The organism is Variovorax sp. 679 (assembly GCF_003952185.1).
In the GTDB taxonomy this organism is placed as follows: domain Bacteria; phylum Pseudomonadota; class Gammaproteobacteria; order Burkholderiales; family Burkholderiaceae_C; genus Variovorax.
Genome location: NZ_RXFS01000001.1, coordinates 130220 through 146457, shown reverse-complemented (window position 1 = coordinate 146457; position 16238 = coordinate 130220). Strand labels below are relative to the sequence as shown.

13 protein-coding genes and 1 pseudogene are annotated in these 16238 nt (G+C 69.8%); 4 read left to right on the top strand and 10 right to left on the bottom strand.

Going from position 1 to position 16238, the window contains the following annotated elements:
• Nucleotides 1-17: 17 nt before the first annotated feature.
• Nucleotides 18-3125 carry an autotransporter outer membrane beta-barrel domain-containing protein gene (locus EJO71_RS00735; RefSeq protein ID WP_125947264.1) on the bottom strand — a complete coding sequence of 1036 codons (3108 nt, stop codon included), beginning with the start codon at nucleotides 3123-3125 and terminating at the stop codon, nucleotides 18-20.
• 392 nt (nucleotides 3126-3517) lie between these two features.
• Nucleotides 3518-3760, bottom strand: coding sequence for a DUF2917 domain-containing protein (locus tag EJO71_RS00730; RefSeq protein ID WP_164546735.1), 243 nt, complete (start codon nucleotides 3758-3760; stop codon nucleotides 3518-3520).
• A gap of 217 nt (nucleotides 3761-3977) precedes the next feature.
• Between EJO71_RS00730 and EJO71_RS00725 the strand changes: the two genes are divergently transcribed.
• Nucleotides 3978-5426 carry a PLP-dependent aminotransferase family protein gene (locus EJO71_RS00725; protein WP_125947266.1) on the top strand — a complete coding sequence of 483 codons (1449 nt, stop codon included), beginning with the start codon at nucleotides 3978-3980 and terminating at the stop codon, nucleotides 5424-5426.
• Here EJO71_RS00725 and EJO71_RS00720 read toward each other — a convergent pair.
• Nucleotides 5412-6080: a TetR family transcriptional regulator gene (locus EJO71_RS00720; protein ID WP_125947267.1), complete on the bottom strand. Its 669-nt coding sequence runs from the start codon at nucleotides 6078-6080 to the stop codon at nucleotides 5412-5414. The genes EJO71_RS00725 and EJO71_RS00720 overlap by 15 nt on opposite strands.
• A gap of 83 nt (nucleotides 6081-6163) precedes the next feature.
• Here EJO71_RS00720 and EJO71_RS00715 point away from each other — a divergent pair, with 83 nt between their 5' ends.
• Together EJO71_RS00715 and EJO71_RS00710 are read left to right on the top strand one after the other, a co-directional pair.
• Nucleotides 6164-6829 (top strand): O-methyltransferase, encoded by a 666-nt coding sequence (locus EJO71_RS00715; RefSeq protein WP_125947268.1) that lies wholly within the window; start codon nucleotides 6164-6166, stop codon nucleotides 6827-6829.
• 132 nt (nucleotides 6830-6961) lie between these two features.
• Nucleotides 6962-8191 (top strand): arabinose transporter, encoded by a 1230-nt coding sequence (locus EJO71_RS00710; RefSeq protein ID WP_125947269.1) that lies wholly within the window; start codon nucleotides 6962-6964, stop codon nucleotides 8189-8191.
• On the opposite strand, the gene EJO71_RS00705 is transcribed toward EJO71_RS00710, so the two are convergent.
• From EJO71_RS00705 to EJO71_RS00680, 6 genes are all read right to left on the bottom strand, one after another.
• The gene (locus EJO71_RS00705; RefSeq protein ID WP_125947270.1) at nucleotides 8136-8510 is read right to left on the bottom strand and encodes a hypothetical protein; all 375 of its coding nucleotides are present in this window, start codon (nucleotides 8508-8510) and stop codon (nucleotides 8136-8138) included. The two genes, EJO71_RS00710 and EJO71_RS00705, sit on opposite strands and share 56 nt — an antisense overlap.
• Before the next feature lie 203 nt (nucleotides 8511-8713).
• A complete protein-coding gene (locus EJO71_RS00700; RefSeq protein WP_125947271.1) occupies nucleotides 8714-10021 on the bottom strand; it encodes a cytochrome c in 1308 nt (435 codons plus the stop codon).
• A complete protein-coding gene (locus tag EJO71_RS00695; protein ID WP_125947272.1) occupies nucleotides 10018-12261 on the bottom strand; it encodes a molybdopterin cofactor-binding domain-containing protein in 2244 nt (747 codons plus the stop codon). The genes EJO71_RS00700 and EJO71_RS00695 overlap by 4 nt, the downstream gene beginning before the upstream one ends.
• The gene (locus EJO71_RS00690; RefSeq protein WP_093200117.1) at nucleotides 12258-12761 is read right to left on the bottom strand and encodes a (2Fe-2S)-binding protein; all 504 of its coding nucleotides are present in this window, start codon (nucleotides 12759-12761) and stop codon (nucleotides 12258-12260) included. The genes EJO71_RS00695 and EJO71_RS00690 overlap by 4 nt, the downstream gene beginning before the upstream one ends.
• 189 nt (nucleotides 12762-12950) lie before the next feature.
• Nucleotides 12951-13172: a DUF1059 domain-containing protein gene (locus tag EJO71_RS00685; protein WP_125947273.1), complete on the bottom strand. Its 222-nt coding sequence runs from the start codon at nucleotides 13170-13172 to the stop codon at nucleotides 12951-12953.
• A 22-nt stretch (nucleotides 13173-13194) separates the two neighbouring features.
• A complete protein-coding gene (locus EJO71_RS00680) occupies nucleotides 13195-14256 on the bottom strand; it encodes a class I SAM-dependent methyltransferase (protein ID WP_125947274.1) in 1062 nt (353 codons plus the stop codon).
• 421 nt (nucleotides 14257-14677) lie between these two features.
• Here EJO71_RS00680 and EJO71_RS34665 point away from each other — a divergent pair.
• A pseudogene (locus tag EJO71_RS34665) lies at nucleotides 14678-14866 on the top strand (helix-turn-helix transcriptional regulator); the annotation flags it as partial.
• Nucleotides 14867-14888: 22 nt separating this feature from the next.
• Here EJO71_RS34665 and EJO71_RS00670 read toward each other — a convergent pair.
• Nucleotides 14889-16202: an MFS transporter gene (locus tag EJO71_RS00670; protein ID WP_125947276.1), complete on the bottom strand. Its 1314-nt coding sequence runs from the start codon at nucleotides 16200-16202 to the stop codon at nucleotides 14889-14891.
• Nucleotides 16203-16238: the final 36 nt, after the last annotated feature.

Below are 16238 nucleotides of genomic sequence, written 5' to 3'. Positions count from 1 at the left end.
CTGCCTGCCTGCCTGGCCTACCAGCGGATCCTCACGCCCACGCTGCCCTCGATGCCGTTGCTACGGGTGCGCACGTTGCCGCCCGATGACCACAGCTTGCCCAGCTCCGCGTAGATGCTCGCGCCCTGCGTGAGCTGCAGCGTGGCGCCCGCCGCCAGCTCGGTGCTCGTGCCGCCTGTGCGGGTGGCAATGTCGGAGTACCCCGCAGGGCCGATGAAGCGGGCGGTGTCGGTGCCGCTGCCGCTGCGGTAGACGTTGAAGCGCACGTACGGCTGCAGCAGCCCGGCGGAGGTGGCGATCTCGCCCTTCACGCGCACGCCCGCACGGGCCAGCCAGCCACTGTGGCTGTTCTGCCGCACCAGGGCGCCGGCGATGCTGCCGTCGTCGAGGCTGATGTGCTGGTGCACCAGCTGCAGCTGAGGCTCGATGGTCCAGCCCGGGGCGATGCCGAAGGACTGGCCCACCTCGATGGAGGCCAGCAGGCTGCTGCCCTTGCCGGAACTGCCGAAGCTCAGGGTGGGCGATGCCGTGTAGCGGTGGCGCCCGGCCTGCAGCACGCCGTCTACATACAGGCCGCTGTCGTTCTTCCAGGTGGCGTAGGCGCCGAGGTACTGGCTGCGCAGGTTGTTGGTGCCGGCCCCGTAGTTCACGATGCCGCGGGCGAAGCCGCTCACGCTCATGTCGCCTTCGAGTTCGCCGACGTAGATGCCGGCACGCCAGTGGGCATCGGCCCAGAGGTCGGTGCCGGCCTGGAAGCCCGTGAGGCGGCCCGTGCTGTTGGGGCTGACGGTGCCGGCCTGCGAGATGGTGCGGCTGGTGCTGAGGATGCGGGCCCAGGCCTGGCGGTAGCCTGGGTCGGTGACAGCAGGGCCAGCATCGTTGGTGCCCGGACGGCCGTCGTCACCCATGCGCGTGCGCAGGCTGCCCAGCATCGTGAGGTTGGCCTGGCGGAACTGCTCGGGCAGCGCGGCGTAGAGCGGCACTTCGGCGCGGTACGTGGGGATGGTCACGACGGCTCCACCGCTGCCACCGCCGCCGCTACTGCTGCTGCCTCCGCTGCCTCCGCTGCTGCCGCCGCCTGTCGCAGGGGGAACGACGACGGTGGCGGTCGAGCGCAGATACCAGTTCTCGCCCGCGCCGCTGGCGTCGGCTGCGTACAGCCGGTACTCGTAGGCGCCGGCGTCGACATGGCCGCCGGCCAGCGCGAAGGCGCTCTTCGTGGTCTGGGCGGTGGTCGTCGCGCCGTTGATCGCGCTGATGACCTCGATGCCGTTGCCGCTGGTCAGTGCGCCCAAGCCGCCGAGGTTGGTGACTTGCACGTTGGTCGTGCCGCTGGCGATGGCTGTGCTGCCGCTGAGCACCAGCCGGTCGCTCGCGCTGCTGCTGTTGCCGAGCGCCGTGCCCAGGCGCAGCGTGCCGCCGTTGCCCACCCACGGGCCGGTGACGGTGAGGGGGGTGCCGGGCGCGCTGCCCACCAGCGAGACGGTGCCGCCGTTGGTCATCGACGCGAGGGTCTGGTTGTTGCCGGCGAGGTCGAGCGTGGCGCCGGACGCGACGGTGAAGGCGCTGGCGCTGCTCAGGGTATTGGCCGCGCCCGCACGCAAGGTGCCCGTCGCGACGTTGGTGGCGCCTGTGTAGACGTTGGCGCCCGACAGCGTCAGCGTGCCCGCGCCGCTCTTCACCAGGCCGCCGACGCCCGAGATGGGGCCCGACCAGCCCATGTCGTGGCCGTTGGTGTCGAAGGTGCCGGTGCCGCCCAGCAGCAGGGCGTTGCCCGGGTTCAGGCCGCTGGCGCCCGCGATGATGCTGGCGGTGGCGCCGCTGTCGATGGCAACGGCGCCCGTCAGCACCGAGCCGGTGTTCAGCGTCAGGCTGTTGCTGCCGCCGGTGAACTCGACGGCCGAGGCGCGGGTGCTGCCGTCGCCGCCCAGTCCGCCCGAGATGCCGCCGCTGTTGGTGATGGCGAGATTGGCGCCCGTCACGCCGACGCCGCCGACCCCATTGGCGCCGCTCGCGCCCCCGTTGCTGCTGGCGCCGCCCGCGCCGCCGTTGCCGCCGGCGATGGAGCCGCTGTTGGTGAGCGTCGTGCCGGCGCCCGTCGCCTGCAGGCCGATGCCGCCGTCGCCGCCTGACCCTGGCGTGCCGGTGCCTCCCGCACCGCCGCCGGCCGCTCCGCCCGCGCCACCTGCGCCGGCCGTGACCGTGCCGGAGTTGATGACCGACACGGCGCTGCCCGTCAGCACGATGCCGTTGCCGCCGCCGCCACCGCCGCCGCCCGATGCGTTGCTGCGCGCCGGCAGCAGCTCGGAGCCGCCCGCGCCGCCGGCCCCGCCCGTGATGACGCCGCTGTTGGTGAAGGTGATGCCCGACGTCGTTGTATTCAGGAAGAACCCGACGCCGCCGCTGCCGCCGCCACCGCCCTGCGAGAAAGCATCGCCGCCCTTGCCGCCAGCGCCGCCGGCGGAAATCCCGGAGGCCGAGTAGTTGCCCGTCGGCCCGATGAGGATGGAGCCGTAGCCGCCGGCTCCGCCGCCGCCGGCCGCCCAGTAGCCATTGCCGCCCGCGCCGCCGGCGCCGCCCGTGTAGCTGGTGGAAGAGGAGGAGACGCCGCTGCCGATGGTCGAGCCCTGGAAGCCGCCTCCGCCCCCGCCGCCGTAGCCGTTTCCGTTGGTGAAGTCGCCGGTCTGCGACTGGCCCGCGCCGCCGCTGTCGCCCTGCATCGTGCCGGGGCCGACGAGGTTGGTGCCGGCCCCCGCTGCGCCGCCCGTGCCGGCGGTGGCGCCGCCGAAGGTGCCGATGTTGGCGTTGGCGCCAGCGGTGGGGCCGGCGTCGGTCGACGATCCGCCGGCGCCCCCGCTCGCATTCACCGACGTGTCGTTGAACCCGCCGGCGCCGCCGCTGCCGTTGCTGCCACCCGAGCCCGCATTCAGCGACGTGTCGCCGACGGGCTGGCCGCCGGCACCGCCCGCCGCGACTGCCGGCCCCGCGCCCAACAGCAGCACCGCGACGGCGAGAGCCCCGAGATCACCCGACCTTGCCGATCGCGCGTGGCCGCGCGATGTTTCGGGGGCGGCGACCCAGGTGCCGCGTGCTGGATTCCAGAGGGTCCGAAAAATCTTGTTCATGGCTTCAAGTTGTTCGTTCGTCACCTGAACGGGCAGGCTCCCGCGCGCGGACGCACTCTTTCCTGCGCCAGCGCATGCCGTCGTTTTCGATTTACAAGTCAAAAATGTAAGTACGCGTAGCGGCCGGCGATATGCCCGGAAGCGGGTACCTTGGTGGGGAGCGAATGGTGGGCAGGCAGGCGCGCGCAGCCCCTCCCGGGGCTGGCAAACGAGGCCCAAGGCGCTACAGGCTCGGCGCCTTCTCGCGCGGGCATACCCTGAACTGCGTCAGGAAGTAACCGGTGTTTCGCGCGAAATACAAAGACGGGGACCGGGCCGGCAGTGGAACTGCCTGGCCGGCCTTTGCGAGACGGCCTGGGAGACCACCGCGCCAGCGAAGACCGCCGGCCCGGTCATGGAGACCATGGCAGCCTTCGCGTGGAAGAAGACCCGACGATGCGCAGCACCGCGGGGCTCGTGCCGTCGCTCTGAATCACGATCGGGCCGTCGTGGTGCAGCAGCAGCGATTCGCCGCCGGCCACGAAGTGGTCGTCGAGGTCGCCGGGCTCGGTGAGCCACACGCGGCCGCTCGCCACCTCTAGGCGCGCGCCGGCGCGGTGGCGCAGCGTGTGCGCCGCGCCGACCGGCAGCGTCATCTGTGAAAGGGCGGATGCGCCTTGCCGCGCTCCGGGCGAAGAGGGGGTTGGGATGTGCGTGTTCATGGCCTCCAAGGTAGAGACCCGGCGTCATCGCGAACAGCCACAGGAAGGCGTCATCTGGTGTGGTACAGCTTGCGCCCGGGCTCATCTGTGCCAGTCGCCGCGGCGGTCATCTGTACCTGTCGGTTCGCGGTGCAGCGGTACAGAATGCAACATGCCCGAGCACGACCACGCCGAGATGCTGTACCTGCAGATCGCGGAGTCGATCGCCGTGCCGATCCGTGCCGGCACGCTCGCGCGGGGCGAGCGCGTTCCGTCGGTGCGCGAACTGGCGCGGCACCACAGCGTTTCGCTGGGCACGGTGGTGCAGGCCTACCGCATGCTGGAGGACGCGCGCCTGATCGTGGCCCGGCCGCGCTCGGGCTACTTCGTCGCGGCGCGCCCGCCGAGGCCGCCGGAGCCCGAAGCCTCCAACCCGCCCCCGGACTCGATGGCGGTGGACGTCAGTTCGCTCGCCGCGCGCGTGATGCAGCTGGCGCACGATCCGGGTTACGTCTCCTTCGGCGCCGTGTGCCCGAGCCCGGACCTGTTCGCCGAGGATCGCGTGCGCCGCGCCGCCAGCCGCGCCGTGCAGCGCCACCGCGCGACGCTCACCCAGTACATCATCGGCTCCGGTGACGAGAGCCTGCGCCGCGCGATCGCGCGTCACGCGCTGCGCATGGGCTGCCAGCTCGACGCGCGCGACGTCATCGTGACGAACAGTTGCCTCGAATCGATCGCGCTCTGCCTGCGGGCCGTGACGACGCCCGGCGACGTGGTCGCGCTCGAATCGCCGACGCTCTTCAGCTTTCTGGAGATCCTCGAGGACCTGCACCTGCGCGCGCTCGAGATACCGACGCATCCGCGCACCGGCATCTCGCTCGACGCGCTGCGGCTGGCCTTCGACACCCAGCCGGTGAAGGCCGTGCTCGCCGTGCCCACGCTCTCCAACCCGATGGGCGCGAGCATGCCCACGGCGGAGCGCAGGCGCCTCGCGCAGATGGTTGCCGAGCGCGGCATTCCGCTGATCGAGGACGTGATCTACAACGACCTCGCCGAGCAGGACGAGCAGCGCCGCGCCGTGCGCTCGTTCGACACGACGGGGCACGTGATGCTGTGCGGCTCCTTCTCCAAGACCATTGCGCCCGGGCTGCGGCTGGGCTGGGTCGACGCGGGGCGCTGGGGCACGAGGGTCGCGCGCATGAAGCAGGTGACCAGCGGCAGCCAGTCGGCGATGCTCGAGCGCGCGATGGCCGACCTGATGACGCAGCCGGGCATCGAGGCCAACTACCGGCAGATGCGCGCGACCATCGCGGCGCGCGTCGACGAGGTGCGGGGGCTGATCGCGCAGCACTTTCCGAAGGGCACGCGCGTCACCGATCCGCCGGGCGGGTTCATCCTGTGGGTCGAGTTGCCGCAACGCGTCGATTCGCTCGCGCTGTTCCAGGCCTGCCTTGCCGAGGGCATCGTCATTTCGCCGGGCACGATGTTCAGTGCCACGAACCACTTCCGCAATTGCATCCGGCTGGCGCTCGCCGGTCTCTGGGACGACGCGCACCGCCACGCGCTGCGGCGCGTGGGTGCACTGGCCGCGGCGATGGCGCGGGATTCAGCGGCGGGCTGAACTGCGCGCCGGGCGCTTCTTCTGCCCGTGCCCGAGGCTCTGCAGATAGGCGCAGAACATGTCGGCCATGGCATCTGAATAGGCTGCGATTTCCGCATCGGTCCGCGGGCTTTCCGAGAACTGCTTTCCCACCGAGCTGAAGGTGGTCGTGACCAGGTCGCCGGCCAGCTCGCGCGTGGTTTCGGAGGCGTCGGGCAGGGCCTCCTGCATGAAGGCCTGGATGGTGCGGCTGCCGGCGGCCCGTGCCTCGTGCGCCTCGGGCGCGTCGCGGTAGAGCGGGGCGGCGTCGCTGAGCGCCACGCGCATGCCGGCTTCCTCGCACTCCGAGCGGATGAAGGCGTGCACCAGCATGCGCAGCCGCTCCAGCGGCGGCCGCTGCGCGTCTTCGAGGATGTTGCACAGCATGTCGGTCGTCTGCCGCCACTCGTCGCTCTGCAGGCGAAAGAGGATCGACGCCTTGTTCGGAAAGTACTGGTAGACCGAGCCGACGCTGACGCCGGCCCTCTCGGCCACCCGCGTGGTGGTGAAGCGCTGCGCGCCTTCCTTCTCCAGAACCTGAAGGGCCGCTTCGAGGATGGTGGCGACGAGCCCGTTCGAGCGGGCCTGCTTGGGCTTTCTTCTAGAGGAGATTGGTGCGCTCTTTCGTTCGGCCATGGACGGGGTTCGCAACGCGAATAGGAAATGTGAATGTTTCTTCATATTATGAGCGCACCCTCACTCCAACACGAAGACCTCCTGTGACAACACTCACCACCACACCGCTGGCGCCCCTGCTGGAGCGCCTGTTCGACGAAGCCGCCGAAGCATCGCCCGCGATGAGCGCCGCGATCGCCGGCCTCTCCGGCGAAGAGCGCTCGCGCCTGATGCGCAGCAAGACCGGCTATCTCGATCTCTACGCACGGCTGAAGGACGTTCCGCTCCCCGTCTCGCGCGAGACCGGCGTGCTGCTCTACATGCTGGCGCGCGGCAGCGGCGCACGAACCGTCGTCGAGTTCGGAACCTCGTTCGGCATCTCGACCCTGCATCTGGCCGCGGCCCTGCGGGACAACGGCGGCGGCCGCCTCGTCACCACCGAGTTCGAGCCCTCCAAGGTGGCACGGGCCCGCCGCAACCTGACGGCCGGCGGCCTTGCCGACCTGGTCGAGATCCGCGAGGGAGATGCGCTGCAGACGCTCGGCGCCGAGCTCCCCGAATCCATCGACCTGCTGCTGCTCGACGGTGCCAAGGCGCTCTATCCCGAGATCCTCGCGCTGGTCGAGAGCCGTCTCAGGCCGGGGGCGTTCGTCGTCGCCGACAACGCTGACGACAGCCCGGAGTACCTGGCGCACGTGCGCTCGCCCGGCTCAGGCTACATGTCCGTGCCGTTCGGCGCGGATGTCGAGCTGTCCATGCGAATCGGCTGAAACCGGCCGCCGTGCCAGTCGCACTGGCCGTAAGCGTCTGACGTCAATCAACGCACTCAACGACCCTCGCCGGTCGGAGTGCGCTCGCCTGCGCGCTCCGGTCGACGGGGAACAGGAAACCTGGACGACACCATGACTCTTCGATCGACACAGTCGACAACCTCATCATCGACGCGCGATCCCGCGCAAGGCCGCCTGCTGCTGCTGACGGCCATCCTCTTCATTTCATATCTCTGCGTCGGCATGTCCCTGCCCGTCGTTCCGATCTTCGTGACCGGACAGCTCGGGCTGGGCAACGTGTGGGCCGGGCTCGGCGTCGGCATCGCCTTTCTCTCCACCGTCCTGAGCCGGGCGCATGCCGGCGCTCTTTCCGACCGCAACGGGGCGAAGTCCGCGGTGACGCGCGGGCTGGTCTTCTACGTGGCGGGTGCGTTGATCTCGCTGGTCGCGGGCCTCGCGTCGCAGTCGCCATGGACGGCCTTCCTCGTCCTGCTCGCGGGCCGGCTGCTGGTGGGCATCGGCGAAAGCCTGGTGGGGGTCGGCATCATCGGCTGGGGCATCGGCCTGGTCGGTCCCGTGCGCTCGGGGAAGGTCCTGGCGCTGGTGGGCGCCGCGATCTACGGCGCGCTGGCGGTCGGCGGGCCGATCGGCCTCGTGCTGCAGCAGCGCTTCGGATATGCCGGCGTCATGGGCGTCGGCGTGATCCTGCCCTGCCTCGGCATGCTGGCGATCTGGCGCATGGCAGGCGTGCCCGCGCACCCCGGCGCCGAGCGTCCGCCGTTCTGGCGCGTGATCGGGCAGGTCTGGCCGCACGGGACCATCGTCTGCCTGCAGGGCATCGGCTTCGCGGCGATCGGCGCGTTCTTCACCCTGCATTTCCTCGACCAGCACTGGCGCTACGCCGGACTCGGCCTGACGGCCTTCGGCGGCGGCTTCGTGCTGGTCCGCGTGCTCCTCGGCCATCTGCCGGACCGCGTGGGCGGTCTGCCCGTGGCCATCGGCTCGCTCGCCGTCGAGACCGTCGGCCAGGTGCTGATCTGGAGCGCTTCGGATCCGCTCGTCGCCCTTGTCGGCGCGTTCCTCACCGGGCTCGGCTGCTCGATGATCTTTCCGTCCATGGGGCGCGAGGTCGTGCATCTGGTGGAGCCGCATCTGCGCGGCACGGCACTGGGAGGGTTCTCGGCCTTCCAGGACGTCGCCTATGGCCTGACGGGCCCGCTGGCCGGGCTGCTCGCCGACAGGGCCGGGTACAGCGGCGTGTTCCTCGCCGGCGCGTGCGCGGCGGCGGCGGGGCTGGCGGTCGCGATCAGTCTTCGCCGGGCGCAGAAAGCTGCAGCGGGGCAGGTTCGGGCCGAGGGGTGATGCCGCCCGTCTCCGCGTCGAAGGCTGCCTGCAACGCGGCCGCCACCGTTTCGGGCTGCTGGCGCAGTTCCGCGATGTCGCGCTCCCCGACGCAGAGGCCGTCGAGCCGCACGTAGATGCGCGAGAAGTCGCCGCCCAGGGCACGCGCCACATCGCTCAGGCAGTCGGCGAGCGTGGCAAAGCCGCCGTCACGGTACGAACTGGGTGGTATCACCCCCCTGGACCGCGGCGCGCGCACGGAGTAGGCGTACGACGTCGCCTCCTGCCGAAGCTCCACCACAGGCTGCAGGCAGCGCTGGACTTCCCCTGTTCTCTTCATGGCCGCAGTCTAGGGCCTGTTCACACTATTTCCGGGGGCACCAACCCTGCGGGAAGAACAGCCAGGGCAGGTCACTCGGCGTTGCACTCCTGGCGTGTGCGCATGCACACGCGTCGTCGCGCGCCTTGATTGGCCCGCCCTGGCTATCCTTCGCGACCCCGGAAATAGTGTGAACAGGCCCTGGATGCGGCGCTGCCTCGTATCTAGCGGGTGCGCTGCTTGGCGACGAACTCCGGCGTCACCGTGCCCTGCTTGTTGCCGAACTGCGCGATGACGTAGTTGGCCAGTGCCGCGACCTCGGTGTCGGTGTAGGCCTTGCCGAAGGCCGGCATGTAGATCTCCCTGTCGTGCACGTGCATGCGCACGCCCTGCAGGATCATCTGCGTGACGTTGGAGCCGTCCGGATCGTTCACGCCGCGCGCTCCCAGCAGCGAGGCGTTGGCGGTCTGCTGGCCCTGTCCGTTCCATTGGTGGCAGCTCGCGCATGCGGCCGCGAAGAGCCGCAGGCCCTGTTCGTGGCCCTCGGCTGTGTTGGCCGCCGGCGCCGCCGCGCTCGCTGCCAGGGCCCATGGGGGCTTCGCATCGACCTCGATCGGGTCCTTGCCGGCCTTCGCGGGCACGGTGCGCAAATAGCTCACGAGCGCAGCGGCGTCCTCCGGCTTCAGGTACTGCAGGCTGTGCTCCACGGCCTCGCCCATCGGGCCCGAGGCGGAGCCGCGGCCATCGGCATGGCCGGTCGTCAGGTACGAGGCGATCTCGGCATCGCTCCACGCGCCGATGCCGTTCTTCGCGTCCGGCGTGATGTTGTAGGCGCGCCAGCCCTGCACGGTCTCTCCGGCGAGTTCGTTGCCCTTTTCCATCGCGAAGGCGAAGTTGCGCGGTGTGTGGCATTCGGCGCAGTGGCCCAGCGCGGTCGCGAGGTACTTGCCCTGGTTCCAGGCGAGCGGCTTCGACGCGTCGGCCTCGAAGCGGCTGCTCTTGAAGAAGGCCGCGTTCCAGAAGCCCATGGCCCAGCGCTGGTTGAACGGAAAGCCCAGCTCGGCCTCCCGGTTCGGCTGGATCACCTTGGGCAGGCTGAACAGGTACGCCTTGATCGCCAGCACGTCGTTGCGGCTCAGCGCGGTGTACGAGGTGTACGGGAAGGCCGGGTACAGGCGCTTGCCGTCGGCGCGCACGCCGTCGTGCAGCGCACGCACGAACTGGTCGTCGGTCCACTTGCCGATGCCCGTCTCGGGGTCGGCCGTGATGTTCGACGAGTAGATCGTGCCGAAGGGCAGCACGAAGGGCAGGCCGCCCGCGAAGGGCTGTCCCTTGCCGCCGGGCACCGTGTGGCATGCGATGCAGTCGGCCGTCTTGGCGAGGTATTCGCCGCGTACGAGCAATGCCGCATCGTTGGGCGCACCGGCCAGCGCCGGCGCTTCGCCTGCGGAGCCGTCGGTGCGGTTCAGGAAGAAGTAGAGCGCGGCGCCGATGACGACCAGCACCGCCAGGGTCTTGAAGAGCCGCTTCATGCCGTCCTCCCTTCATCGAGCCCTGCATCGGCGATCTTCTTCTTCAGAGCCTCCTTGTCCTGCGCCAGCAGCGCGCGGTTCACCGGCAGCGCGCGCAGGCGCACGCCCGTCGCGGCGAAGATCGCGTTGGCCAGCGCCGGTGCCGCAATGGCGGTACCGACCTCGCCGAGCCCGCCGGGCGCCTCGCCGCTCTTCACCATGTGCACTTCGATCGGCGGCGACTCGTTGATGCGCAGCGTGCGGTAGTCGTGGAAGTTGCTCTGCTCGATGGTGCCGTCGCGCAGCGTGATCTCGCTGTAGAGCGCTGCGCTCAGCCCGAACAGCAGCCCGCCCTGGATCTGCGCCTCGATGGAGCCGGCGTTCACCGCAATGCCGCAATCGAGCGCGACCACCGCGCGCCGCATGCGCACCTCGCCCTGCGGCGTGACCTCGGCCTCGACGATCGCGCACACGCGGCTGCCGAAGGCATCGCCCACGGCCACGCCGCGCCCCACGCGCGCCGGCAGCGAGCCCTGGCCCCAGCCGGCCTTGCTGGCTGCGAGGTCGAGCACGGCGAGCGTGCGCGGGTTCTTCTGCAGCATGGCGCGGCGGTAGGCCACCGGGTCTTTCTTCGCGCGGTGCGCCAGCTCGTCGATGAAGCTCTCCATCACGAAGAGGTTGTGCGTCGGGCCCACGCCGCGCCACCAGCCGACGTTGAGGCCCGGCGGCATGTCGTGTCGGACCCATTCGACCTTGAGATTCGGCAGGTCGTAGCAGGGCTCGGCCACGCACTCGATCAGGTCGCCGTCCATGCCGTCCTTGCCCATGAAGGCGGGCGCCCAGCGGCCCAGCACCGTGCCGCCCGAGATGCGGTCGCCGAACCACTGGATGCGGCCTTCGCCGTCGACCACGGCCGAGATCTCGTCGTGGTACATCGGGCGCACGATGTCGTGGCGGATGTCCTCCTCGCGCGTCCACACCACCTTGAGGGGGTAGGGCACCTGCTTCGCGAAGGCCACTGCCTGCTCGACCGAGTCGGTCTCCAGCCGCCGGCCGAAGCCGCCGCCCAGGTACTGGTTGTGCACCGTCACCTTGTCTTCGGCGAGGCCGGTGATCTTCGCGGCCACGCTAACGCAGCGCGCCGGCACCTGCGTGCCGACCCAGACGTCGCAGCCGTCGGGCCGCACGTGCACCGTGGTGTTGAGCGGCTCCATGGTCGCGTGGGCCAGCATCGGCAGGTCGTAGGTGGACTGCACCAGCGTGCCCTCGGGCCGCTTGCCGGCTTCCTTGCCGACGATGGCCTTGCCTTTCGCCAGCGCATCGGCGAGCCCTTCGCGCAACTGCTGCGTGGTGAGCGTGGCGTTGCGCCCCGGCGTCCATTGCACCTTCAGCGCATCGAGGCCGCGCTTCGCAGCCCAGAAATGCTCGCCGACCACGGCCACCGCGTCCTTGATGCGCAGCACGTCGATCACGCCGGGAATCGCCCGCGCGGCCTTGTCGTCCACCGAGGCCAGCACGCCGCCCAGCGTGGGGCTCGCCTTGACCGTCGCGACCTTCATGCCGGGCACGCGCACGTCGATGCCGAACTGCGTCGTGCCGTTGACCTTGGCGGCCGAATCGACGCGCCGCAGCGGCTGGCCGATGAGCCTGAAGTCCTTCGGCTCCTTCAGCGCCACCTTGGCCGGCATCGGCAGCTTCGCGGCGGCGCCCGCGAGCGGGCCGAAGCCGAGCTGCCGGCCCGAAGGCGAGTGGCTCACCACGCCGCGCGCGACCGTGCAGCTTTCCGGTTCTACCTTCCACTGCGCGGCGGCGGCACTCACCAGCAGCGTGCGCGCCACGGCGCCTGCTTCGCGCAGCACGCCGTAGGTGCCGCGCGTGCTGGTCGAGCCGCCGGTGATCTGGCCGCCGAGCAGCGGCATGCCGTAGAGCGCTTCGTTCGCCGGCGAGTGCTCCACGCGCACCTGGTCGAGATCGACGCCGAGCTCCTCGGCCAGCAGCATCGCGGAGCCGGTGTAGATCGCCTGGCCCATCTCGGCCATCGGCATCACCAGGCGCACGCCGCCGTCGGCGTCGATGCGGATGAAGGCATTCGGCGCGAAGGCCGGGTTGCCGTCGGCGAGCGCGGCGGCCGCGTCGCCGGGCTGCTGCCTGGGGCTGATCGCGGCGAAGGCCTTGCCGCCGCCGATCCAGGTGAAGGCCAGCGCGAGGCCGCCCGCCTGCAGGGCCGCGCGGCGGCTGATGGTGCCTGCGGCCGCGCTCACGATGCGCTCCTTGCCGGCATCACCGCCACCGACTGCAGCACCTCGGCCTTGCCCGTGGCTGCCTGCTTGATGGCCGCGCGGATGCGCGAGTAGGTGCAGCACCTGCAGACGTTGCCCGACATGGCCAGGTCGATGTCCGCGTCGCTGGGGTTGGGCGTGCGCTGTATCAGCGCCGCGGCCGACATGATCTGGCCCGACTGGCAGTAGCCGCACTGCACCACGTCGACGTCGAGCCATGCCTTCTGGATGCTCTTGCCGGCCGGTGTCTGTTCGATGGCTTCGATGGTGGTGACGGCCTTCTTGCCGATGGAGCCCACCGGCAGCACGCACGATCGAACGGGCTGGCCGTCGAGGTGAACGGTGCACGCGCCGCACTGCGCGATGCCGCAGCCGAACTTGGTGCCTGTGAGTCCGACGATGTCGCGCAATGCCCAGAGCAGGGGCATGTCGTCGGGCGCGTCGAGGGCAACGGACTTGCCGTTGATGTTGATGTCGATCATGGCCCCGCCTTCTTTGTATGTTTCGCCGTGGGTGGCAGCGAACCATAGCGCGACTTCGCGAAGCGCGCTTGGCGGGCAGGGAAGCGTTCAACCGGCGTGCGCGGTCTTCGCCGCAGGGCGCACGCCTGCGTTCAGCCGAAGGTATTCATCGCCGCCCATGCGGCGGCGGTCATTGCCGCGAAGGGCTCGTCAGGCGGGCGTCTTCTGCGCGGGCGCCTGCAGCGGTGGCGTGCCGGTCTTGAAAAGGCCCGCCAGCTGCTTGCGCAGCTCGGGCGTGTCGGTGTGGCCGTGGACGGTCACGGCGTGCTGCACGGCGGCATCGAGCAGTTCGCTCTCGCTGTCGGCGCTGAGCGCGACGCTGCAGTTCGTCGTGCTCGGGTACTCGCGGCAATCGATGTATTGGCGTGACATGGCGGCGTCTCCTGGAATGTCCTCATGGACGTGCTTCGAAGATCAGGTTGAAGGGCGTTTCGCTGGCGCGGCGGAAGTGCGAGAAGCCGCCTTGCTCGGCCACGTCGCGAAGGCGCGCCTCGCCGGCCTGCGCACCCAGGCACAGGCCCACTTCCTGCGAACGCGAGGCCGGCGTGCAGATGAAGTTCGACGCCGAATAGAACACGCGCCCGACGGGATTCATGTTGTCCTGCAGCCGGTCGTTGGCGAAGGGCTCCACGAGCATCCATGTGCCCTGCGGCTTCAGGCTGTCGCGCACGTGCGCCGCCGCGCCGACGGGGTCTCCCATGTCGTGCAGGCAGTCGAAGAATGCGACGAGGTCGTAGTCCTTGCCCGGAAAGTCCTTCGCGCTCGCGACCTCGAAGCTCAGGCGCTTCGGATCGTCGATGCCGGCCTTGCGCGCCGTCTCGCGCGCATGCTCGATCGAAGGCAGGTGATAGTCGAAGCCGACGAAGCTGGACTGGGGATAGGCCTGCGCCATCAGCAGCGTCGACGCGCCGTGCCCGCAACCCACGTCCGCCACGCGCGCGCCGCGATCGAGCCGGGCCGACACGCCTTCGAGCGCCGGGATCCACTGGCTCACCAGGTTGGCCGCATAGCCGGGCCGGAAGAAGCGCTCGGTGCCGTGGAAGAGGGCGGGGTCATGCTCGTGCCATCCGATGCCCAGGCCGGTGCGCATCGCCTGGACCATCTTGGGAATGGCCTTGAACTGCGCCACGGCGATCTGGAAGGCGCCGGGCACGAAGGCCGGGCTGCCTTCCTCGGCGAGGGCGAAGGCCTGTTCTTCCGTGAGCGAGAACAGTTCGCCCTGGGGCTCGTACTGCACGTAGCCACTGGCTGCCTGGGCCGAGAGCCATTCGCGCAGGTAGCGCGGATCGGTCTCGGTGCGTTTTGCCAGTTGCTCCACGGTGCCGGGGCCCTTGGCCATCTCCTTGTACAGGCCGAGCTGGTCGCCCACGACGATGGTTGCCGCATGCATCACGGCGCCTATGTCATGGACGAAGTTACCCATGAACGCGTTAAGCCTTGTTTCGTCGATAGCCATGTGTATCCCCTTCGCCGGCGGACGGCTCGCGTGCCCCCGGCCTGCCTATACTGGGCCGCGGCAGAGGGAGCAACGGCCATCCTGCGTCCCGGCGCAGGCAGGCGCCATACGCAGCAATGCGTATGCGGCACGATGAAAGGGGCACGCCATGGCGCATCTCACGCGCGGCGATTGCGCGAGCGCGCTTCGCCTGCTGGAGCAACTCGAATCCGGGCAATCGCCCGTGCGGCACCGCGGCCTGCATGCAATCCGCCGCGCCGCGTCGAAGGCGCCGGGCCGGCGCGAGTTTCGCCGTGCCTCGATGCAGGCCGACCACTACCGCCGAGCGGGGCTGGAACACGCGGTGGCGGTGGCCCTGCTGTACCGGCTGACCTGCCGTGCCGAGGCGCCAGCGACTCCCGCCGCTTCACCGCCGGCCGGCCTCACGCCCCGCGAGGGCGACGTCATGCACTGGCTCTCGCGCGGCAAGACCGATGCGGAGATCGCCGCCTTGCTACAGATCAGCCCGCGCACCGTGCACAAGCACCTGGAGCATGTCTACGTGAAGCTCGGCGTGGAGACGCGCACGGCGGCCGTGATGCGCGCGCTCGGCATGGGCAGCGCTCCCTGAGGGAGCGCGGGAGGTGCCGTCCTCAGCGCGAGGCCACCGCCACCGGCGCATCGGCCGGCGACGCGCTGCGCCCGATCATCCACGCGCACACCGCCGACACCACGCCCGCGAACAGCACATAGAGGCAGATCTGCCACGGCTCGCCCCCACCAGACTTCAGCAGCGCCGTCGCGATGATCGGCGTGATGCCCGAAGCGAAGATGCCCGAGAACTGGTAGACGAAACTGATGCCCGTGTAGCGCACCTTCGCATCGAACAGGTCGCAGAAGAGGGCCGCTTCGGGCCCGTACACCGAGGCATACAGGATGCCGAAGGGCACGATGATCGACAGCCACACCAGCAGCACGTTGCCTCCGCTGTGCGTCATCAGCCAGAAGCCCGGAAACGCCGACACGGCCGTGATGAGCGAACCCCACATGTACACGCGCGGCCGCCCCAGCCGGTCGGACATGCGCCCGAAGAAGGGGATGGCGAAGCACATCACCACCGCCGCGGCCATCACGCCCAGCAGCGCCTCGGTGCGGCTGATCTTGATGGTGGTCGTGAGGTAGTTGATGGAGAACACGCCGAAGATGTTGAAGAACACCCCGTCGATGTAGCGCGCGCCCATGCCCTTCAGCACATTGCCCGGATAGCGCCGCAGCATGTCCATGAAGGGAATGCGCAGCTCGGCGTTGCGTGCCTTCACCGCCGCGAACTCCGGCGTTTCCTTCACGTGCAGGCGGATGTACATGCCCACCATCACCATCGCGCCCGAGATCAGGAAGGCGATGCGCCAGCCCCACGAGAGGAACTGTTCGTCGGTGAGCAGCCACGACAGCAGCGCCACCACGCCCGAAGCCATGCACAGGCCGATGGCCAGCCCGATCTGCGGCAGCGAGGCATAGAAGCCGCGCTTTTCCTTCGGCGCGTATTCGTAGGCCATGAGCACCGCGCCGCCCCATTCGCCGCCCAGCCCGATGCCCTGCGCCACGCGCAGCAGCAACAGCAGCAGCGGTGCCGCGATGCCGATCTGCGCGTAGGTGGGCACCAGCCCGATGAGGAAGGTGGCCACGCCCATGATCATCAGCGTGATGATCAGCATGCTCTTGCGGCCGATCTTGTCGCCGAAGTGGCCGAAGATCACGCCGCCCAGCGGCCGCGTGACGAAGCCCACCGCGAAGGTCGTGTAGGCCAGCAGGGTCGACACCACCGGGTCGCTGCCCGGGAAGTAGAGCTTGTTGAAGACGATGCCGGCCACCACGCCGTACAGGAAGAAGTCGTACCACTCGATGGTGGCGCCCACCAGCGCCGACACCACCACCCTGCGAATCGCTTTCTCGTCGCTTGCACTCATGTTTGTCTCCGATGAGGTTTGTCGTGGCGGCCTCTG